This is a genomic window from Buttiauxella cochleicola (assembly GCF_021282405.1).
In the GTDB taxonomy this organism is placed as follows: Bacteria; Pseudomonadota; Gammaproteobacteria; order Enterobacterales; family Enterobacteriaceae; genus Buttiauxella; species Buttiauxella massiliensis.
Map to the genome: position 1 here is coordinate 145,944 of NZ_JAJSOU010000005.1, position 21,116 is coordinate 167,059.

General features: G+C 50.4%; 19 protein-coding genes. 7 read left to right on the forward strand and 12 right to left on the reverse strand.

The genetic code is table 11. The annotated features are described in order from the left end of the window. The 3 genes from lspA to ribF are packed head-to-tail and all read right to left on the reverse strand — an operon-like array spanning position 1 to position 4,284. Positions 1-507 carry a signal peptidase II gene (lspA, locus tag LVQ79_RS08500; protein ID WP_232864605.1) on the reverse strand — a complete coding sequence of 169 codons (507 nt, stop codon included), beginning with the start codon at positions 505-507 and terminating at the stop codon, positions 1-3. Beyond that, the gene (gene ileS, locus LVQ79_RS08505; protein ID WP_232864606.1) at positions 507-3,323 is read right to left on the reverse strand and encodes an isoleucine--tRNA ligase; all 2,817 of its coding nucleotides are present in this window, start codon (positions 3,321-3,323) and stop codon (positions 507-509) included. Before ileS ends, lspA begins: the two co-directional genes overlap by 1 nt. A 28-nt stretch (positions 3,324-3,351) precedes the next feature. Further along, positions 3,352-4,284 carry a bifunctional riboflavin kinase/FAD synthetase gene (gene ribF, locus LVQ79_RS08510; RefSeq protein WP_232864607.1) on the reverse strand — a complete coding sequence of 311 codons (933 nt, stop codon included), beginning with the start codon at positions 4,282-4,284 and terminating at the stop codon, positions 3,352-3,354. Positions 4,285-4,610: 326 nt separating this feature from the next. Between ribF and rpsT the strand changes: the two genes are divergently transcribed. After that, complete coding sequence (rpsT, locus tag LVQ79_RS08515) at positions 4,611-4,874, forward strand: 30S ribosomal protein S20 (protein ID WP_034459390.1); 264 nt, start codon at positions 4,611-4,613, stop codon at positions 4,872-4,874. A 73-nt stretch (positions 4,875-4,947) separates the two neighbouring features. Here rpsT and nhaR read toward each other — a convergent pair whose 3' ends face one another. The 5 genes from nhaR to LVQ79_RS08540 form a co-directional block, all read right to left on the reverse strand. Next, a complete protein-coding gene (nhaR, locus tag LVQ79_RS08520; RefSeq protein WP_232864608.1) occupies positions 4,948-5,841 on the reverse strand; it encodes a transcriptional activator NhaR in 894 nt (297 codons plus the stop codon). 66 nt (positions 5,842-5,907) lie between these two features. After that, positions 5,908-7,086: a Na+/H+ antiporter NhaA gene (nhaA, locus tag LVQ79_RS08525; protein ID WP_232864609.1), complete on the reverse strand. Its 1,179-nt coding sequence runs from the start codon at positions 7,084-7,086 to the stop codon at positions 5,908-5,910. Positions 7,087-7,308: 222 nt separating this feature from the next. Beyond that, positions 7,309-8,448: a molecular chaperone DnaJ gene (gene dnaJ, locus LVQ79_RS08530; RefSeq protein WP_151993103.1), complete on the reverse strand. Its 1,140-nt coding sequence runs from the start codon at positions 8,446-8,448 to the stop codon at positions 7,309-7,311. A gap of 97 nt (positions 8,449-8,545) precedes the next feature. Continuing rightward, the gene (gene dnaK / locus LVQ79_RS08535) at positions 8,546-10,465 is read right to left on the reverse strand and encodes a molecular chaperone DnaK (RefSeq protein ID WP_151993102.1); all 1,920 of its coding nucleotides are present in this window, start codon (positions 10,463-10,465) and stop codon (positions 8,546-8,548) included. Continuing rightward, positions 10,466-10,639, reverse strand: a complete 174-nt coding sequence (locus LVQ79_RS08540) for a hypothetical protein (RefSeq protein ID WP_154150710.1) — start codon at positions 10,637-10,639, stop codon at positions 10,466-10,468. It abuts the gene before it with no gap. A gap of 122 nt (positions 10,640-10,761) precedes the next feature. Between LVQ79_RS08540 and satP the strand changes: the two genes are divergently transcribed. Then, positions 10,762-11,331, forward strand: a complete 570-nt coding sequence (satP, locus tag LVQ79_RS08545; RefSeq protein ID WP_151993101.1) for an acetate uptake transporter — start codon at positions 10,762-10,764, stop codon at positions 11,329-11,331. Between the two features lie 55 nt (positions 11,332-11,386). Here satP and LVQ79_RS08550 read toward each other — a convergent pair whose 3' ends face one another. From LVQ79_RS08550 to tal, 3 genes are all read right to left on the reverse strand, one after another. Then, positions 11,387-12,712 (reverse strand): MFS transporter, encoded by a 1,326-nt coding sequence (locus LVQ79_RS08550; RefSeq protein WP_232864610.1) that lies wholly within the window; start codon positions 12,710-12,712, stop codon positions 11,387-11,389. A 124-nt stretch (positions 12,713-12,836) separates the two neighbouring features. Beyond that, positions 12,837-13,424 (reverse strand): molybdopterin adenylyltransferase, encoded by a 588-nt coding sequence (gene mog, locus LVQ79_RS08555; protein ID WP_232864611.1) that lies wholly within the window; start codon positions 13,422-13,424, stop codon positions 12,837-12,839. A 110-nt stretch (positions 13,425-13,534) separates the two neighbouring features. Beyond that, positions 13,535-14,488: a transaldolase gene (gene tal, locus LVQ79_RS08560; RefSeq protein ID WP_232864612.1), complete on the reverse strand. Its 954-nt coding sequence runs from the start codon at positions 14,486-14,488 to the stop codon at positions 13,535-13,537. Between the two features lie 216 nt (positions 14,489-14,704). Between tal and LVQ79_RS08565 the strand changes: the two genes are divergently transcribed. Further along, positions 14,705-16,150 (forward strand): alanine/glycine:cation symporter family protein, encoded by a 1,446-nt coding sequence (locus LVQ79_RS08565; protein WP_232864613.1) that lies wholly within the window; start codon positions 14,705-14,707, stop codon positions 16,148-16,150. A gap of 69 nt (positions 16,151-16,219) precedes the next feature. Beyond that, on the forward strand, positions 16,220-16,993 hold the full coding sequence (gene yaaA / locus LVQ79_RS08570; RefSeq protein WP_232864614.1) for a peroxide stress protein YaaA: 774 nt from the start codon (positions 16,220-16,222) through the stop codon (positions 16,991-16,993). A gap of 32 nt (positions 16,994-17,025) precedes the next feature. On the opposite strand, the gene LVQ79_RS08575 is transcribed toward yaaA, so the two are convergent. Beyond that, positions 17,026-17,322: a DUF2502 domain-containing protein gene (locus tag LVQ79_RS08575; RefSeq protein WP_232864615.1), complete on the reverse strand. Its 297-nt coding sequence runs from the start codon at positions 17,320-17,322 to the stop codon at positions 17,026-17,028. Between the two features lie 215 nt (positions 17,323-17,537). Between LVQ79_RS08575 and LVQ79_RS08580 the strand changes: the two genes are divergently transcribed. From LVQ79_RS08580 to LVQ79_RS08590, 3 genes are all read left to right on the forward strand, one after another. Then, entirely contained in the window at positions 17,538-18,518 is a 981-nt protein-coding gene (locus LVQ79_RS08580) for a GlxA family transcriptional regulator (RefSeq protein WP_232864616.1), read from the forward strand. 78 nt (positions 18,519-18,596) lie between these two features. Further along, on the forward strand, positions 18,597-19,607 hold the full coding sequence (gap, locus tag LVQ79_RS08585) for a type I glyceraldehyde-3-phosphate dehydrogenase (RefSeq protein ID WP_232864617.1): 1,011 nt from the start codon (positions 18,597-18,599) through the stop codon (positions 19,605-19,607). Positions 19,608-19,754: 147 nt separating this feature from the next. Further along, positions 19,755-21,095 carry an AppA family phytase/histidine-type acid phosphatase gene (locus LVQ79_RS08590; protein ID WP_232864618.1) on the forward strand — a complete coding sequence of 447 codons (1,341 nt, stop codon included), beginning with the start codon at positions 19,755-19,757 and terminating at the stop codon, positions 21,093-21,095. The last annotated feature ends 21 nt before the right edge of the window (positions 21,096-21,116 follow it).

Sequence of the window (21,116 nt, forward strand, 5' to 3'; positions counted from 1 at the left end):
TTACCCTTTTTCTTTTGCGGGCTTGTCGGAGGAGACAAAGAACCCCTCCAGCACAATCAGCGCCGCGCCGATACAGATTGCCGTATCAGCCAAGTTAAACGTGGCGAAGTGCCAGTCGCCGACATAGAAATCAATCATGTCGACCACAAAACCGTGCCATAACCGGTCAAACAAGTTACCGAGTGCACCGCCAATGATTAAAGCATAGGCGATGTTATGCAGCTTCTGGCTTGCTTTGGCGCGATACATCAACACCGCCAGAATCACGCAGATACCGATAGCGATACCCGCGAAGAACCAGCGCTGCCAGCCCCCTTTATCCGCCAGGAAACTAAACGCGGCACCGTAATTGCGGGCATAGTGCAGATTCAGCGACGGGAACAGCGATACGGTGTCCCCCAGCATGAAATGCTGGAGGATCAGGTATTTGCTGCCCAGATCGACGATCAGTACCACGACCACCAGCCACAGCCAGCTCAGTCCGGTAGAACAAATCGATTTACTCATCAGGCAAATTTACGCTTTTCGCCGTCACCGGCTACGTTGGTTACACAGCGGCCACAGATTTCTTCGTGTTCCGCTACCTGACCGACGTCGGTGGTGTAATGCCAGCAACGCGGGCATTTTTCACCGTCGGCTTTACGCAGGGCAACTTTCAATCCTTTCAGGATTTCGCTTTGCTGTGCGTCTTCAGTTGCCTGTGAATAATCGGCAACTTCGCTACCTGAGGTCAACAGGACAAATCGCAATTCCTCGCCCAGGCTGTTGAGCTTGGCCGCCAGTTCGCTGTCGGCATACAGGGTCACTGCTGCTTCCAGAGAGCCGCCCACACGCTTGTCAGCACGCGCTTGTTCGATAACTTTGTTCACTTCGCCACGCACGGTTAACAGCGTGTCCCAGTATTCATTGTTCATCGTTTCGCTGTCAGCCAGACCGAACAGACCTTCGTACCACTCGCCGGTGAAGACGTATTTCTCACGATTGCCAGGCAGGAATGCCCAGATTTCGTCAGCGGTGAAGGACATGATTGGTGCCATCCAGCGAACCAGCGCTTCTGCAATGTGGAACAGCGCGGTCTGGCAGCTACGACGCGCTATGCTGTCAGGCTTCGCGGTGTACTGACGGTCTTTGATGATATCGAGGTAGAACGAGCCCATTTCGATGGAGCAGAAACGCATCAGGCGTTGCACCACTTCGTGGAAATCGTAGTTTTCGTAAGCGGCCAGGATATCGTTTTGTGCATCCTGCGCACAGCTGACAGCCCAACGATCCAGAACAACCATCTCTTCCGGTTTCACCATATCGGTTTCTGGATTGAAGCCGTTAAGGTTAGCCAACAGGAAACGAGCAGTGTTACGGATACGACGATAAGAGTCAGCAGCACGCTTCAGGATCTCATCAGACACCGCAATTTCACCGGTGTAATCCGTTGATGCCACCCACAGACGCAGAATATCCGCGCCCAGTTTGTTCATCACATCCTGCGGAGAAACGGTGTTACCGATGGATTTGGACATTTTGCGGCCCTGACCATCAACGGTGAAGCCGTGGGTCAGTACCTGGCGGTAAGGCGCTTTGCCTTTCATCGCCGTCGAAATCATCAGTGAAGACATGAACCAGCCGCGATGCTGATCCGAACCTTCCAGATACATATCTGCCGCGTGGCCGTTGAATTCAGGGCGCACATCAACAACAGATGAATGCGTTGAACCGGAGTCGAACCACACGTCCAGGGTGTCTGGCACTTTGGTGTAGTTGTCAGCGTCGTCACCCATGATGTCGCGCGGGTCGAGATCCCACCACGCCTGGATGCCGTCTTGTTCAACACGTTTAGCGACTTCTTCCATCAACTCCAGTGTGCGCGGGTGCAGTTCTTCCGTGTCTTTGTGTACGAACAGAGACATTGGCACGCCCCAGGTACGCTGACGAGAGATACACCAGTCCGGACGGTTAGCAACCATGGACTCAATACGTGCCTGGCCCCAGTCTGGGATCCACTGCACGCCTTTGATCTCTTTCAGAGACTGCTCGCGCAGGCCTTTTTGATCCATGCTGATGAACCACTGTGGAGTAGCACGGAAGATGATTGGTGTTTTGTGGCGCCAGCAGTGCGGGTAGCTGTGCAGCAGTTTTTCAACGTGCAGCAGAACGCCTTTATCACGCAGGATGTTAACGATCAGGTCGTTCGCTTTGAACACCTGAACGCCATCCAGACCTTCGTAAGTACCAGCCAGGTAGCAACCGTCTGGGCCAACCGGGTTGGCGATTTCCAGATTGTATTTCTGGCTGATCACGTAGTCGTCCGGACCGTGGCCACCTGCGGTGTGAACCGCACCGGTACCCGCTTCCAGCGTAACGTGCTCACCCAGAATCGCAGGAACATCGAAATCTAAGAACGGGTGTTTGTAGCGGGTCAATTCCAGATCTGCACCTTTGGCAGTACCCAGAACAGTCCACTCAGTGATGCCCGCGCTTTTCATTACGCTTTCGAGCAAATCTTTAGCAAAGATCAGCGCCTGGCCATCAACCTGCACCAGCGCATATTCGAATTCTGCATTCAGAGAAACCGCACGGTTAGCTGGCAGAGTCCACGGAGTGGTGGTCCAGATAACCATGGAAACCGGGCCATCAACCTGAGTTACGCCAAATTTCGCTTTTACCGCCTCAGCATCAACGGCCTGGAAGCTAACAAAGATTGATGGAGAGGTTTTGTCATAGTATTCGACTTCTGCTTCAGCCAGAGCTGAACGGCAGTCGACACACCAGTGCACCGGCTTAGCACCTTTATGTAGGTGGCCATTACCGACAATTTTACCCAGCGCACGAATGATGTTCGCTTCGGTGTTGAAATCCATAGTCAGGTACGGACGTGACCAGTCACCCAGCACACCCAGACGGATGAAGTCGGCACGCTGCCCGTCAACCTGCTCTGCCGCATATTTACGGCATGCAGCACGGAACTCAGCCGCAGAAACTTTCTCACCTGGCTTGCCGATCAATTGCTCTACTTTCAGCTCGATTGGCAGGCCGTGGCAGTCCCAACCAGGAACATACGGGGAGTCAAAACCGGAAAGCCCTTTGGACTTCACGATAATGTCTTTCAGAATCTTGTTAACTGAGTGACCAATGTGAATGCTGCCGTTCGCGTATGGAGGGCCATCATGCAGAATGAAGGATTTTTTGCCTTTCTTTGCATTACGGATGATGCCGTACAGGTCATCATCATTCCAGCGAGCCAGCATGCCCGGTTCGCGTTTGGCGAGGTCGCCACGCATCGGGAACCCTGTTTCCGGTAAATTCAGGGTAGATTTAAAGTCACTCATTAGATTCTCGGTTCCGTAGTTAGCTTGCTCAGGTATTAGGCCCAAAAAATTCGCGGGCGGTTACCACATCTTTGGCGATTTGCGCTTTCAGTTCATCAAGCGAAGCAAACCGTTGTTCATTTCGTATTTTTTTACGTAGCACCACATCAATATGGTGCCCATATAAGTCCATTGCAACGTCCAGCAAATGGACCTCTAGCTGTTGGCGAATCCCCGCTACCGTAGGACGCGTGCCAATGTTGGCAACGCCTGGCAGGGGTTTATCGCCCAGGCCTGCGACTTCTACCGCAAACACCCCTTTTACCGGGGAAACCTGGCGACGCAGCGGTAAATTCGCTGTTGGGAAACCAATGGTTCTCCCAAGTTCATCACCGTGGACAACGCGCCCGGAGATGATAAACGGATGGCCCAGTAAACTTTCGGCAAGTATCAAATCGTCATCAGCCAGTGCCTGGCGAACAGCCGTGCTGCTGATTCGCACTCCACCTTCGCAGAAGGTTTGCGTACTGGTGACGTCAAAACCATATTCGAGACCAGCCTTCTGTAATAACAAGAAATCCCCCTGGCGACCAGCACCAAAGCGGAAATCATCACCTACCGCGAGGAATTTTACCCCGAGGCGGTCAACCAGAAGATCGCTGACAAAGTTTTGCGCGGTGAGTGCAGCAAAACGCCTGTCAAATCGCACACACAGCACGTAATCCACACCACACTCAGCCAGATAACGCAGCTTTTCGCGCAGGCGGGTGAGACGCGCTGGGGCTTTATCGCCTGCAAACAGCTCAAGCGGTTGCGGTTCAAAGATCATGACCATCACCGGCAGATTTCGCGCACGCCCTTGTGCACACAACCCTTTTAACAGGGACTTGTGGCCTCGATGCACGCCATCGAAATTCCCAATGGTGAGGACACACCCGTGGTGGTTCTGGCGTAAATTATGTATGCCGCGTATCAGCTTCATGGCTGGCTCAAAACAGTGGAAATCGGCGGATTATATCAATTACCACGGTGAAGGTTAACCGGCGATTGTCCCCTTTGGCATAAAGCATTAAGGTTTTCATCGAACTGGCGCCTGGTTTCTACGTAGATGCGCATCACTGGACGATTTTTGTTGCTTAAAGCTGTATTCATGACCGTTATGCTGGTAGAATCCGCGCCATCACAACGTAAGAGGCTCCGGAAATTTAACGGCGCTTATTTGCACAAATCCATTGACAAAAGAAGGCTAAGAGGGCATATTCCTCGGCCTTTGAATTGTCTACATAGATCATATTTGGGAGTTGGACCTTGGCTAATATCAAATCAGCTAAGAAACGTGCTGTACAGTCTGAAAAGGCTCGTAAGCACAACGCAAGCCGTCGCTCTATGATGCGTACTTTCATCAAGAAAGTATACGCAGCGATTGAAACTGGCGACAAAGCTGCTGCACAGAAAGCATTTAACGAAATGCAACCAATCGTGGATCGTCAGGCTAGCAAAGGTCTGATCCACAAAAACAAAGCTGCGCGTCATAAGGCTAACCTTGTAGCGCAAATCAACAAACTGGCTTAATCGCCAACTTGTTGTTAGCTTGAAAAAAACCGGCTTATGCCGGTTTTTTTATATCTGAAATTTGAGCCCTGCTTTAAGCCTCTTTGAATAACGCTGAGTAATCCCGGTTACACACACGCTGTACCGCTGGATGTTGAATCATGCGTTCTGCAAATATCGCGTGGTACTCTTCCATCACATTCTCAATGCGCCCAATTTCAACAATGTTCTCATCGTTATAGATATCCTGCCCGTATAGCGTTGGAGCCACAAAAATTGCATTGTGCGCCGCACCAAAGGCTTTCATCAAGGCGGCATCATCAAACTCACCGAGAATCTCCACCTTCAATCCTTGAGTGTTAATCCAGTTCAAAATCTTACGCCCTAACATCGAGCGGCGGCCTGGAATCAACAAGCGTCGGGTTTCAAGACAGGCAGGGAAAGGCAAATCTGGCACCGGGTTTTGGCTCCAGAAGCTAATGCCACATTCGCCGATTTTCACCGAGAACAGCCCTTCCTGCTGAGTTGAATCAATCGGGCAGTCAGAGATGATCATATCCAGTTTATGTTGGCTCAATTGCTCAAGCAGCATTTCATGGGTCGATTCAAAACAGCGTAGGTGGATTTGCTCATCCTCTACGACAGCCGCATCAAGCACGCCGCTCACCAGGCGTTTTGATAGTGCGTCCGCAATACCGACATCAAACAACAGGCTGGACTCTTTGCGGTAGTTCACGATATCCAGCATTTCCTGACTTAAGGTAAACATACGGTCTGCATAGCGGAAAACAAGCTGTCCTAATTCAGAAGGTACCAGACCACGCCCCTGGCGGCGGAAGAGTTTACCTTGCAGGCGCTCTTCCAGCGCTTTGATCTGACCGGTGATGGTTTGCGGCGTTAAATAAAGCGCTTCTGCGGCCCCCACAACCGACCCTTCTTTGCAGACTTGCCAGAAGTAGTAGAGATGGTTGTAATTGATGTGTGACATACGTTTTTCACTCCCTGATAAACAGTCCATTAGCTAACGGCTCCCGAGGAGCCGTTAGTAGTAACATTAATTATGCTGTAACTGCGAGCTGAAGCGGCTTCTCAACATGCAGTAACCGACGACGGCTGAGAACAGTGACCCCAAGAGAATACCCAGTTTTGCCCAGGTAATCAGCGCAGGATCTGCACCGTCAAATGCCAGTGATGCAATGAAGATAGACATTGTGAAACCAATCCCGCAAAGCACGCCGACCGCCATGATTTCCTTACAGGTCGTCCCTTCAGGCAACGTTGCCAGCTTCAACTTCAGTGCTGCCCAGCAGAACAGGCTAATACCCAGTGGCTTGCCGATAAACAGACCCGCCATTATCCCCATCGGTAACAACGACGTTAACCCGTCAAAAGTCACACCGCTTAATGAAACGCCCGCATTCGCAAAAGCAAACAACGGCAGAATCAAGAATGCGACCCAAGGATGCAGCACATGCTCCAGCTCTTTCGCCGGAGAGCGCCCATCTTTTTCTTTCAGTGGGATAAGGAAACCAATGATTACCCCTGCAAGTGTTGCGTGAACGCCCGATTTCAATACTGCGGTCCACAACACCACACCAACCAGAATATACAAACCAGTACGGCGCACATTGCAGATATTCAGTAATGCCAGTACAGCAATAGCACCAGCAGCAACGGCCAGCGAAAGGATGGAAAGATCGCTGGTGTAGAACAGAGCGATAATTACGATCGCACCCAGGTCATCAATAATGGCCAAAGCCATCAAGAACACTTTAAGTGCGACAGGAACACGGTTGCCCAGCAATGCCAGAATACCCAGTGCGAAAGCGATATCGGTTGCTGCAGGAATCGCCCAGCCTTCACGAGTAATCGGGTCCTGGAAGTTGAACAGCAAATAGATTGCAGCAGGGACGACCATGCCACCCAATGCCGCAATAACCGGGAACGATGCCTGGCGCATGCTGGCAAGCGAACCACACACCATTTCGCGTTTTACTTCAAGGCCAATCATCAGGAAGAAGATTGCCATCAATGCATCGTTGACCCACAACAGTAGATTTTTACTGATATCCAGCGAACCAATACGCACCTCTACCGGTGTATTTAAAAACGACTGGTACAACTCACTGGTGGAGCTCAGGTTGGCAAGAACCATTGCCAGCACAGCGGCAAGGATTAAAAAGATGCCGCTGGAGGCATCATTATTGAAAAAGTATTTTAGTTTTTTTGTCATCTTTTCATCCCGGTTTTCAGACTGCCTTAAATCATTTAGGGCATTAATATGTATTAAGCATAGCCTGTCTAACACTTCGAGAAAAGTAGATTATATTGCATTAAAGACTCGAGAAAAACGAATCGAGTTACATAAAAAACTAATGAATGCCTGGCGCATAAAAAAAGCCTGAATCAAAAATATTCGATTCAGGCTTTTTCACTACCAATAAGGAAGTTAGGTTTAGCGGGTTAGATCGTCAAAGAATTTCTTCACGCCGTCAAAGAAGCTCTTTGAACGCGGACTATTCTTTTCACCACTTGGCCCACCAAAACTTTCCGCCAGATCGCGCAGCAATTGTTTCTGCTTTTCATTCAGGCTAACCGGGGTTTCTACAACAACGCGGCATAACAGGTCACCCTGAGCCCCGCCACGTACGGATTTCACCCCTTTACCACGCATTCTGAACAATTTGCCAGTTTGCGTTTCACCAGGCACTTTCAGGTTTACACGACCATCCAGTGTTGGGACTTCAATCTCGCCACCCAATGCCGCCATCGCGAAGTTAATTGGCACTTCGCAATACAGGTTGTTGCCTTCACGCTCGAAGATCGGGTGCTGTTTCACCTGAACCTGAACGTACAGATCACCTGACGGTGCGCCATGCTCGCCCGCTTCACCTTCGCCTGCAAGACGAATACGGTCGCCGGTATCAACGCCTGCCGGGATTTTCACCGACAGAGTCTTAGTTTTCTCTACACGGCCATGCCCATGACAGGTGTTGCACGGATCTTTAATAATCGAACCGCGACCCTGGCAGTGTGGACAGCTTTGCTGCACGGTAAAGAAGCCCTGACGCATTTGCACCTGGCCTTGTCCATGACAAGTCGGGCAAGTTTGTGGCTTGGAGCCTGCTTTCGCGCCGCTACCGTGACAAACACCACACTCTTCAAGTGTTGGGATACGGATCTCTTTGGTGACGCCACGAACCGCTTCTTCCAGCGTTAAGTCCATGTTGTAACGCAAATCGGACCCGCGGGAAGCACGCTGACGGCGGCCACCACCGAAGATGTCACCGAATACGTCGCCAAAGATATCGCCAAAGTCAGCACCGCCACCGCCAAACCCGCCGTGACCGCCACCGCCCATCCCGCCCTGTTCAAACGCGGCATGACCATACTGGTCATAGGCTGCACGTTTTTGCTCGTCGGTCAGGATTTCGTAGGCTTCTTTGATTTCTTTAAATTTGCCTTCGGACTCTTTGTCACCCTGATTACGATCCGGGTGGAACTTCATTGCCAGGCGTTTATAGGCTTTCTTGATTTCACGCTCTTCCGCGTTTTTCGGAACGCCTAAAACCTCGTAATAGTCTCTCTTCGCCATCTTTTTTGTCTGCCCCTAACATGCGGGCACGGGCGCAGAGGAAAACCTCAACGCCCGTGCTTCTATTCACATCACACTTTAACTTATAAAAGGGCGATTATTTTTTGTCTTTAACTTCTTCGAACTCAGCATCAACAACATCGTCGTCTTTGCTTGCAGAGTTACCAGCGTCAGTCGCGTTGCCAGCTTGCTGTTCAGCGTGCTGTGCCTGAGCCAGCTCCATCAGTTTCTGAGAAACTTCCGCCAGCGCCTGCATTTTCGCTTCGATGTCAGCTTTGTCTTCGCCTTTCAGAGAAGTTTCCAGCGCGCTCAGTGCAGACTCGATTGCAGTTTTGTCGTCAGCTGGCAGTTTATCGCCTGCTTCTTCAACCTGCTTGCGAGTGCTGTGCATCAGGTGGTCACCCTGGTTGCGAGTCTGAACCAGTTCTTCGAACTTACGGTCAGCCTCTGCGTTAGCTTCCGCATCGCGCACCATTTTCTGGATTTCTTCTTCATTCAGACCAGAAGAAGCCTTGATGGTGATCTTCTGCTCTTTACCGCTGTTTTTGTCTTTAGCGGAAACGTGCAGGATACCATCAGCATCGATATCGAAAGTTACTTCGATTTGTGGCATGCCACGTGGTGCTGGGCTGATACCATCCAGGTTGAACTGACCCAGAGATTTGTTATCAGCTGCACGCTTACGTTCACCCTGAATCACATGGATGGTCACCGCAGACTGGTTATCTTCAGCTGTGGAGAACACCTGGCTGTGCTTAGTCGGGATAGTGGTGTTTTTGTTGATCAGTGAAGTCATCACACCGCCCATGGTTTCGATACCCAGAGACAGCGGGGTAACGTCCAGCAGCAGTACGTCAGTCACGTCACCAGCAAGCACACCACCCTGAACAGCTGCACCGATTGCAACAGCTTCGTCCGGGTTAACGTCTTTACGTGGTTCTTTACCAAAGAACTCAGTAACTTTCTTCTGCACCATTGGCATACGAGTCTGACCACCAACCAGGATTACGTCCTGGATATCGGATACAGACAGGCCAGCATCTTGCAGTGCAACTTTCAGCGGCTCGATAGAACGGTTTACCAGGTCTTCGACCAGGGATTCCAGTTTCGCACGAGTCACTTTGATGTTCATGTGTTTTGGACCAGTCGCGTCTGCTGTGATGTACGGCAGGTTCACGTCGGTCTGCTGAGCTGAAGACAGCTCAATTTTCGCTTTTTCAGCAGCTTCTTTCAGACGCTGCATAGCCAGTGGATCGTTACGCAGATCGATACCTTGATCTTTCTTGAACTCTTCCACTAAGTAGTTGATCAGACGGCTATCGAAGTCTTCACCACCCAGGTGGGTATCACCATTGGTTGCCAGAACTTCGAAGGTTTTCTCGCCATCAACTTCATCAATTTCGATGATAGAGATATCGAAAGTACCACCACCCAAGTCGTATACCGCGATAGTACGGTTGCCAACTTCTTTATCCAGACCGTAGGCCAGAGCCGCTGCGGTTGGTTCGTTGATGATACGTTTTACTTCCAGACCTGCGATACGGCCAGCATCTTTAGTTGCCTGACGCTGAGCATCGTTGAAGTATGCAGGAACGGTGATAACAGCTTCAGTTACTGGTTCGCCCAGGTAATCTTCAGCGGTTTTCTTCATTTTCTTCAGCACTTCAGCAGAGATCTGCGGAGGTGCCATTTTTTGGCCTTTAACGTCGATCCATGCATCACCGTTATCAGCGCCAATAATTTTGTACGGCATGATAGCTTCATCACGCTGCACTTCTTCATCCTGGAAGCGACGGCCAATCAGGCGTTTGATCGCGAACAATGTGTTCTGCGGGTTAGTCACTGCCTGACGTTTAGCCGGCTGACCAACCAGAATCTCACCATCTTGCGTATAAGCAATGATAGAAGGAGTGGTGCGGTCGCCCTCTGCGTTTTCCAGAACGCGAGCAGTAGTACCATCCATAATCGCTACACAAGAGTTGGTAGTACCCAAGTCGATGCCAATAATTTTACCCATCTAAACGTCTCCACTTAAAATTTGTTCGTCATATGGTCGTGAACCTGTTATGCGGGCAAACAAGAGTCTTTCAACTGCCCAAACATGATTTTTTACAGGTCCATCAACTGCGGTTGCATACAAGATGGGGTCACTCGGCTCGCCATCAAGGGGCAAGGCAAAAAAAATTTTCATCTTCACACCTGTTTAGATCATGGACTCAGGCTCTCCACCTGATTATGATGCCGCGCCCCGCTGCCCTTTAGCAGCTTGTGGCGACTACATATAATCATTTTCAGACGAATTTTAGAGGAACTATGGGCAACACTAAGTTGGCTAATCCAGCTCCCCTGGGCTTGATGGGCTTCGGCATGACCACCATTCTGCTCAACCTGCATAACACCGGCATCTTCCCTTTTGATGTCAACATCCTTGCAATGGGCATTTTCTACGGTGGTATCGCACAAATTTTTGCCGGCCTGTTGGAATTTAAGAAAGGTAATACTTTCGGCCTGACAGCTTTCACTTCTTATGGCTCTTTCTGGCTGACTCTGGTCGCCATTCTGATCATGCCTAAGATGGGTCTTGCAGATGCTGCGAACGCACACTTCCTCGGTGCATACCTCGGTCTGTGGGGCGTATTCACACTGTTCATGTTCTTCGGCACCCTGGCTTCAGCGCCACGTATGCTGCAGTTCGTGTTTGGTAGCCTGACCGTCCTGTTTGCCCTGCTGGCTATTGGCCACCTGGTAGATAACGAAAGCATCGTTCGCGTTGCGGGTTGGATTGGCCTGGTTTGTGGTGCAAGCGCCATTTATCTGGCAATGGGCGAAGTGCTCAATGAGCAGTTTGGCCGTACCGTGCTGCCTATTGGTGAAAAACACTAATTCCTGCACTCACGTGTAAGAAAACAAAAACGCGGAGGCTAGCCTCCGCGTTTTTTTATGAATGTTGCAGCGGCCTTTCAACCACCTTATCTTCATGCGTTAAATCTTTGCGTAACCAAATCCCCAATCCCAGCCCAACCATTGCCAGCGCCAGCACATACCAGGCAGGTCCCATTGGTGATATGGCAGATAACATCGTGACAAAGATTGGCGTCAGTCCACCAAAAATGGCATACGACATATTGTAAGAGAACGAGATGCCGCTAAAACGCACTTCCGCCGGGAACGCACGCACCATCACAAACGGTACAGCCCCCACAACACCAACACTCAAACCAGCGAGTCCATAGAATAAGAAAAGATATTCAGGATAAATTGCCGTCAGGTGATAGAACATCCAACTGCTCACGGCCAATAACAAGCTGCCGAGAGTAAAGGTTTTGCTGGCACCGATACGGTCAATAATCAGACCAGCCAGAATACAACCAATGCACAACATCACGATGGCGATACTGTTCGCCTGAAGCGTCAGTGCGGGCGCAATACCCAACTGTTTTTGCAGCCAGGTTGGCGCCATCAAAATGACCACTACAATCCCCGCCGACAACAACCAAGTCAGCAGCATCGAAATCACAACCGCTTTTTTATGGTTTGCGATGACCGATTTCAACGGCAACTCTTCTGCCAGCGCTTTGCGTTGTTGCATCTCAAGGAAGATGGGAGTTTCTTGCAACCAGCGGCGCAAATACATTGCCACCAGGCCGAAAATCCCACCGAGGAAGAACGGTATACGCCAGCCACCATCGTGAATCGCTTGCTGAGTCATAGAGGTATTAATGATGGTAGCAACCACGGAACCCAACAAAATACCGGCAGTTAAACCAGCTGTTAAGGTGCCACATGCAATACCAATACGTTTATAGGGAACGTGTTCTGCGACAAATACCCATGCTCCGGGCACTTCACCACCGATTGCCGCCCCCTGAAGAACGCGCATCAGCAGCAATAATACAGGTGCCGCGATACCCAACGTTTCATAGGTCGGCAACATCCCGATCGCAAGCGTTGGCAGCGCCATCAGTAAAATGCTCAAGGTGAACATTTTTTTACGACCAACCAGGTCGCCGAAGTGCGCCATGATGATCCCACCCAGCGGACGAGCCAGATAGCCTGCGGCAAAGATACCAAAAGTTTGTAGCTGACGAAGCCACTCGGGAATATCGGCCGGGAAGAAAAGCGCCCCAACAACGGTGGCAAAAAAGACGAAAATGATGAAGTCGTAGAATTCGAGCGCACCGCCCAAAGCGGCAAGGGTCAGGGTTTTGTAATCCTGACGATTCAGGGGCCTGGTGCGATGTGTTGAATTGAGTTGTTGTGCCATAAGAGCCTGCTTCCAGAGTAGAGTGTGGTTATTAGCTTCCATTTTGCTGTAAAGCAAATTCACTATAACGAACCACACTCCACTTGCCAGAGTGACTACATCTTATACCGCAAACAACTTGGTTTTAGGAGTTTGTATCGCGAATGGCACTCTTAGGGCGAAAAGCTGCTACCACAGAGCTATCTGTTTCAATGTAAGGACCATCTAATAACTGTATACAATACGGTACACTAGCGAAAATCCCCGGCACTACCACCTTGTTTTCTGCGCCTTTTACGCCTTCCAAAGTTTCCTGGATGGACTTAGGCTGCCCCGGCAAATTAAGAATTAATGCTTGCTTGCGAATTACGCCGACCTGGCGTGAAAGAATTGCCGTCGGTACAAAATGCAGGCTTATCTGGCGCATCTGCTCGCCAAAACCAGGCATTACACGATCGGCAACCGCAAGCGTTGCATCAGGAGTGACATCGCGGCGTGCCGGGCCTGTACCACCGGTGGTTAACACCAAATGACACGCCATTTCATCCACCAGCTCACACAGCGCCTGTTCAATAAGCGGTTGTTCATCAGGAATTAAGCGCGTTTCAATTTGGAAAGGAGTCGTTATGGTGCGCTCCAGCCAGTCAACAAGCGCCGGAATGCCTTTATCTTGATATACACCGCTCGAAGCGCGGTCGGAGATGGAAACTAAGCCAATGCGTAAGGTATTCATATCATTCCCGGACAGTCAAAACTTAACGGAATGATACACGGTGGAGGGAGTAGCAGACAGAGGTGAAACACTAAAAAGCGTGGCAGGGCGCAGCCTGCCACACGTCATGATTACAGCAGGTCGCCGATCATTTTTTCCAGTTTTTCCTGGTCGATAGCAAACTTACGGATGCCGTCAGCCAGTTTATCAACTGCCATTGGATCCTGGTTGTGGCTCCACAGGAACTGGGATTCAGTCATACGCTCTGGGCGTGCTTTCACGTCACCAGTGTAAGACAGTTTACGCTCAACAGTACCTTCGCTTTCAGCCAGCTCTTTCAGCAGAGCAGGTGCGATGGTCAGACGGTCACAGCCAGCCAGTTCGATGATTTCGCCCAGGTTACGGAAGCTTGCGCCCATAACCACGGTTTCATAGCCGTGTTCTTTGTAGTACTGGTAGATTTCAGAAACAGAAACCACACCTGGATCTTCATGCGGTGCGTACTCTTTCTTATCGGTGTTCGTTTTGTACCAGTCGAGGATACGGCCTACGAATGGAGAGATCAGGAACACACCTGCTTCAGCACAAGCGCGAGCCTGAGCGAAGGAGAACAGCAGAGTCAGGTTACAGTTGATGCCTTCTTTTTCCAGCTGCTCAGCAGCACGGATGCCCTGCCAGGTAGAAGCCAGTTTGATCAGGATACGGTCGTTGCTGATACCCGCATCGTTGTACATTTTGATCAGACGTTTTGCTTTAGTGATGCTGGCATCGGTGTCATAAGACAGACGCGCATCAACTTCAGTAGAAATACGACCTGGGATCAGTTTCAGGATTTCCAGACCAATATTCACCGCCAGCTTGTCAGTCGCATCCACAACCTGTTGTGCATGATCACTGCTCTGCTCACGCGCCCATGCAATCGCATCATCAATCAGTTTGCGATATTCAGGAATTTGCGCAGCGTTCAGGATCAGAGATGGGTTAGTGGTGGCATCTTGCGGTTGATACAGCTTCATTGCCGCAATATCCCCGGTGTCCGCAACTACTGTGGTTAGCTGACGCAGGGAGGTCAATTTATCCGTCATGATAGTGTTTCTCATTAGATGTAACTTGTTAGGGGGATGTAACCGGTCTGGCTTGATGATATCACGACGCAATTCAGGTGCAACCGCAGCAACACATCGGCAGGAACTGAACGCGAAACTGATAAATACCGTGTATTATTTGCCTGCAATCTAAAGGATCATGCGCGACCACCGCGCATTAGCTGTGCTCACAACGCATGCAAACGAGGGATGTTAATGGCAGATTTTTTTCTGTTTATCAATGAGATACTATGGGGTTCCATCCTCATTTATTTGTTAGTCGGCGCAGGCCTTTGGTTCACCTGGCGCTGTGGTTTTGTACAATTCCGCTATTTGACCCAGCTTCGAAGCATAATTCTGGCGAATAAAAATAAAGATCCTTCCGGAATATCCTCATTTCAGGCGCTCTGCACAAGTCTCGCTGCTCGTGTAGGTAGCGGTAATCTTTCTGGCGTGGCACTTGCTCTTACACTCGGTGGACCTGGTGCTATTTTCTGGATGTGGGTCGTAGCCATGCTCGGAATGGCGACTTCTTTTGCCGAATGCACCCTCGCCCAGCTTTATAAAACGCGTGATAGCGAAGGCAATTATCGCGGTGGTCCGGCGTGGTATATGGAACGTGGGCTGGGAATGCGCTGGATGGGGGTGATGTTCTCCATCTTCCTGATGATAGCCTTTGGTTTGATCTTCAATGCGGTGCAAGCGAACTCCATCGCCAATGCCGTGAATAACGCTTTCGGAATTCCCAAAACCTGGGTTGGCATCGGGCTTGTTGTCTTAACAGCCGGTGTTATTTGGGGTGGAATGCGTGGCACCGCGCGCATTGCCCAATGGTTGGTTCCGTTTATGGCGCTTATCTGGGTGTTGATGAGCCTGGTCGTCATGGCAATGAATATCGAGCGTTTACCTGAAGTGGTTTCGCTGGTGTTCAAAAGCGCGTTCGGCTGGCAAGAAGCGGCATCAGGAGCCCTGGGATTCACAATTAGTCAGGCAATCACCACCGGTTTTCAGCGCGGCATGTTTTCTAACGAAGCTGGCATGGGTTCTTCACCTAACGCTGCAGCGGCTGCTGCGACATGGCCACCACATCCCGCATCACAAGGGTTGGTGCAAATGTTTGGTGTGTTGATTGATACAATAATCATCTGCTCAGCCACCGCCGGGATTATCCTGTTTTCGGGCATTCTGGATACGGCAAGCCCTGACATGAACGGCATAATGCTGGTACAACAAGCACTTAGTAGTGTAGTGGGGTCGTGGGGAACGGGATTCATCGCTCTCATTGTTATGCTATTTGCATTTACATCGATTGTCGCCAACTACGCTTACGCAGAAAACAACCTTCTGTTTTTACAACAAAAGAGCCCTTTTGCTACTGTGTTATTCCGTTGCCTGGCACTGGTAATGGTGATGTTTGGCACCCTTTCCCCATTGCCATTAGTCTGGCAAATGGCAGACGTAGCAATGGCGTTTATGGCTGTCACTAACCTCACGGCAATTCTGCTGCTTTCGCCTATCGCCCGCGATCTGAGTATCGATTACCTGCGGCAGTTAAAGTTAGGTGAAACCCCCGTTTTCGACCCGAATCGCTTTCCGGAAATTAAAAGCCAGCTGGCACCGGGCATCTGGGACAATCCGGAACCACCTGAAACCAGGCGCTAATCGCAACCATCGGCTAATACTTTCAGTAAATTTGCTACAGTAGTGGGCATTAATCGGCAAGGAACAGATATGCTAATTCTAATTTCACCTGCAAAAACACTGGATTATCAAAGCGATCTTCCTACCGATCGCTTTACACAGCCCGAGCTGCTGGACTATTCCCAACAGCTGATTGCCGTGGCGCGTAAACTTAGCGCCCCGCAAATCTCATCCCTGATGCATATCAGCGACAAACTGGCTTCGCTAAACGAAACCCGTTTTCACGAATGGCACCCGGAATTCACCCCACAAAATGCGCGTCAGGCGATTCTGGCGTTTAAAGGTGATGTGTATACAGGGTTGCAGGCTGAAGAGTTTAGCGATGCAGATTTCGATTTCGCCCAGCAGCATTTACGGATGCTTTCCGGGTTGTACGGCGTATTGCGCCCACTTGACCTAATGCAGCCATATCGTCTGGAGATGGGCATTAAGCTTGAGAACCCGCAGGGTAAAGATCTGTATCATTTCTGGGGTGACACCATCACCGAAAAATTGAACCAGGCGCTGGAAGCTCAGGGTGACAATGTTGTGATTAACCTGGCTTCAGATGAATACTACAAATCGGTTAAACCGAAAAAGCTCAACGCAGAAATCTTCAAGCCGGTGTTCCTTGATGAGAAAAATGGCAAATTTAAAGTCATTAGTTTCTATGCCAAGAAAGCCCGTGGCCTGATGAGCCGCTACATCATTCAAAATCGCCTGACTAAACCTGAGCAGCTAACGGGCTTTAACACTGATGGCTACTTCTTTGATGAAGCGGCTTCCGGTAAACATGAATTGGTATTCAAGCGTCACGAACAGTAAAACTAAACGCCAGCACAATGCTGGCGTTTTGCTTAGTGATGTTTGTATTGGCCATAGTGATTGCCGTTATCATGGTGGTCCTTATCATGGTGGTCATGGTCATGGCGCTCGTCATGATGGTCATGCGGATGCCATCTGTTATCACGCCATTCATAGTGGTCGTTCCACCAGCCACGGTCCCGCCAGTGGCCACCGTCCCAGTAATTACCGCCCCGATCCTGGTCGCCAATTTGCAGTTTCACCGCTGGAATTAGCGTAATTTCTGAAGCCTGCGCAGCCAGCGGAGCGACTACCAGAATCGATAATGCGAGAACAATTGATTTCAACATAAGCTACTCCTTACTGCATTCATGCCCATTATAGGTCGTTGAAGAGAGCATATGCCTGACAGCATGGGGTTGTTATTCTCCGCAATCCTAATCTCAGATTGCCCGCATTTTATGAGAATTCCTACATTTTCCCTCCTTCTTTCCTGCATATTTTCTCCATGATTCAGCCGCACACCCACCTTGACTTATTTTGTTAAAAGCGTACTTTTCAGGACATGAAAACCTTTCTGATTATTGTTCCGGATGGCGGGGTACTGTTCGAAGCCGCCGGGATTGCCGACATCCTGATGCAAGCCAATCGCTTACAGCCAGAAGGTTTGTCTCAACCTCGCTACCAGATAAGACTGGCGACCACTCAGCCTTATCAGGTGATCCACGGTCAATCCGGGCTGAACTTGCTGGCCGACCATCGCCTGCACGAACTTGATCCTTATGAACCCCGGGATACCATTATGATCACAGGGAGAGGGTCAGATGAGTTAGAAGGCACCGCGGTGGTCGATTGGTTAAAGCTTGCCGCACCTCACGCTCAGCGCATTGTTTCCATTTGCGGCGGGGCAATGTTGTTGGCACAGGCTGGGTTACTTAACGGCCGTCGTGCGACAACCCACTGGCATCTACTGGAAAAGATGCAATCCACTTACCCGCACGTCAAAGTCGAAAGTGGTCCGCTCTATCTTCAGGATGGCCCTATCTGGACTTCCGGCGGCGTAAGTTCAGGTTTTGATCTAACCCTCGCACTGGTCGAAGAAGATTATGGCTTTACGCTTGCTCGCGACGTGGCGCAGGATCTGGTGATGTATCTGCGTCGTCCCGGCGGGCAGATGCAATTCAGTCGCTACCACCTCCAGCAAAGCGACATCTCCGGTCCGATAGGTCAATTGCAAAACTGGCTGCTTGAAAATCTATCCGCCGATTTGTCGGTTGAGAAACTGGCAGACCGGGTCGCGATGAGTCCCCGTAACTTCACGCGCGTTTTCAGCAAAGAAACGGGCATCACACCCGCGCGCTATGTTGAAGAAGCCCGCCTTGCTGCAGCCCGACATTGCCTTGAGCAAACGCGGGAAACGCTCGAGCAAATTGCAAGTAAAGTGGGCTTCGGCAATACCATCACTTTGCGCCGTGCCTTCGAGCGTCAACTACACCTCACACCGGGCGAATACCGCGAGCGTTTTCATTGTCGAAAAATGGCGTGAATTGATCCTTTTTTGTCATTTACGCCACTTTGCCTGAAGCCTACAGTGATTCCAGACATTTCAAAGAAGGAGTCAATCATGGTTAAGGTCGGTATTAATGGTTTCGGCAGAATTGGTCGTAATGTATTACGCGCCACGCTGGGCAACGCAGACGTAGAAATTGTAGCAATCAACGATCTGACAGACAGCAAAACCCTTGCTCACTTGCTGAAACACGATTCACTGATGGGAAGATTGCCTGTTCCGGTTGAAGCGGCTAACGGGCATTTGCAGGTGGACGGCAAACTTGTTCGCGTGTTTAGCGAAAGAGATCCGGCAAATATCCCGTGGCGTGATGTGGGCGTCGATATTGTTATTGAGGCCACGGGTTTCTTTACCAGCCGCGAGCAGGCCGCAGTACACATCAATAGCGGCGGAGCAAAACGCGTCATCATCTCAGCACCGGGTAAAGATGACGACCTGACGATAGTGATGGGCGTTAACCACCAGCAGTACGATCCGGAACGCCATTATGTCGTGAGCAATGGCAGCTGTACCACTAACGGCCTTGCACCTGCCGCACAGGTTTTGCATCAACAGTTTGGTATTGAACACGGTTTGATGAACACCACTCACGCTTACACCAACAGCCAGGTGTTGCACGATCAGCCGGAAAAAGACCTGCGTGGTGCGCGAGCGGCCGCCCTCTCCATTGTTCCTTACTCCAGCGGCGCGGCAAAAGCGTTAGGCAAAGTCATTCCTGAACTGGACGGACGCCTGACCGGTTACTCATTGCGAGTGCCTGTACCCGTCGTTTCTATTGTTGATTTAACGGTAACCTTAAAACGCCCGGTCACTGTCGAAGAAGTGAATGCCGCATTCCTGGAAGCAGCAACAAGCGGCCCGCTGCAAGGCATATTAGGCTACAGCGATGAACCGCTGGTATCGAGTGATTATCAGGGGGATCCACGTTCTTCTATCATCGACGGGCTTTCGACGCTGGTGATTGGCGGTAATCTGGTCAAGATATTGGCCTGGTACGATAACGAATGGGGCTTCTCTAACCGCCTGGTCGACCTTGCAGCAATGATGGCTAAACGCGGGCTCTAAAAATGCTTCCGCAAGCTCTTTTAAGATCCACGCACCTGCGTGGATTTTTTTCACATACAAAACAACAACGAGACGAACTCGACATTACCCCTTTGCTTCTGGAGTATATTCAGCAGACTCAAACACCCGAAAGAAAAGAGGCTGTAAATGAAAATATCTGCGTTTAAACGCCAAAAACTAACGCTTCGCAATGGTCTGCTCGTCGCACTCGGCACCACATTTTCATTAGGTTCAACGGCTTATGCCAGCGAAACTCCCGCTTCAGGCTATCAGGTTGAAAAAGTGGTAATACTCAGCCGCCACGGTGTGCGGTCACCAACCAAGATGACACAAACCATGCGTGACGTTACTCCCAATAGCTGGCCAGAATGGCCGGTAAAACTGGGTTATATCACGCCACGCGGAGAGCATCTGATTAGCCTGATGGGCGGTTTTTATCGCGAGAAGTTTCAACAACAGGGGATTTTATCGCAGGAAAATTGCCCTGCTCCGAACTCAGTTTATGTCTGGGCAGACGTTGATCAGCGCACGCTTAAAACAGGCGAAGCTTTCCTGGCAGGGCTTGCCCCGCAATGTGGTTTGACTATTCATCACCAGCAGAATCTTGAAAAGGCCGATCCTTTGTTCCACCCGGTGAAAGCGGGTATCTGTTCAATGGAGAAAAATCAGATTCAACAGGCCGTTGAAAAGCAGGCGCAAACCCCGATTGATAATCTGAACCAACACTATCTTCCATCCCTGGCCTTGATGAACACTACCCTCAACTTTGCAAATTCTGCCTGGTGTCAGAAATATAGTGTGGATAAAAGCTGTGATTTAGGGCAATCCATGCCGAGCAAGCTTTCGATAAAAGATAATGGCAACAAAGTTTCTCTCGATGGGGCCGTTGGCCTGTCATCCACACTTGCTGAAATTTTCCTGCTGGAATATGCCCAAGGGATGCCGCAAGCGGCCTGGGGGAATATTCATTCAGAGCAACAGTGGGCGGAGTTGCTGAAACTGCATAACACCCAATTTGATTTGATGGCACGCACGCCTTATATCGCCAGACATAACGGGACGCCTCTATTGCAGACCATCAGCAACGCGCTGGACCCGAACGCCACCGCAAGCAAGCTGCCTGATATCTCGCCGGACAATAAGATCCTGTTTATTGCCGGGCACGATACCAATATCGCCAATATCGCAGGCATGCTCAACATGCGCTGGACGCTACCAGGGCAACCCGATAACACCCCTCCGGGCGGCGCTTTAGTCTTTGAGCGTTTGGCCGATAAGTCAGGGAAACAATATGTTAGCGTGAGCATGGTGTATCAGACTCTCGAGCAGTTGCGCTCCCAAACACCACTTAGCCTTAATCAACCTGCGGGAAGCGTACAGCTAAAAATTCCTGGCTGTAACGACCAGACGGCTGAAGGATACTGCCCGCTGTCGACGTTCACACGCGTGGTTAGCCAAAGCGTGGAACCCGGCTGCCAGCTACAGTAAATATCCGACGAAAAAAATGCC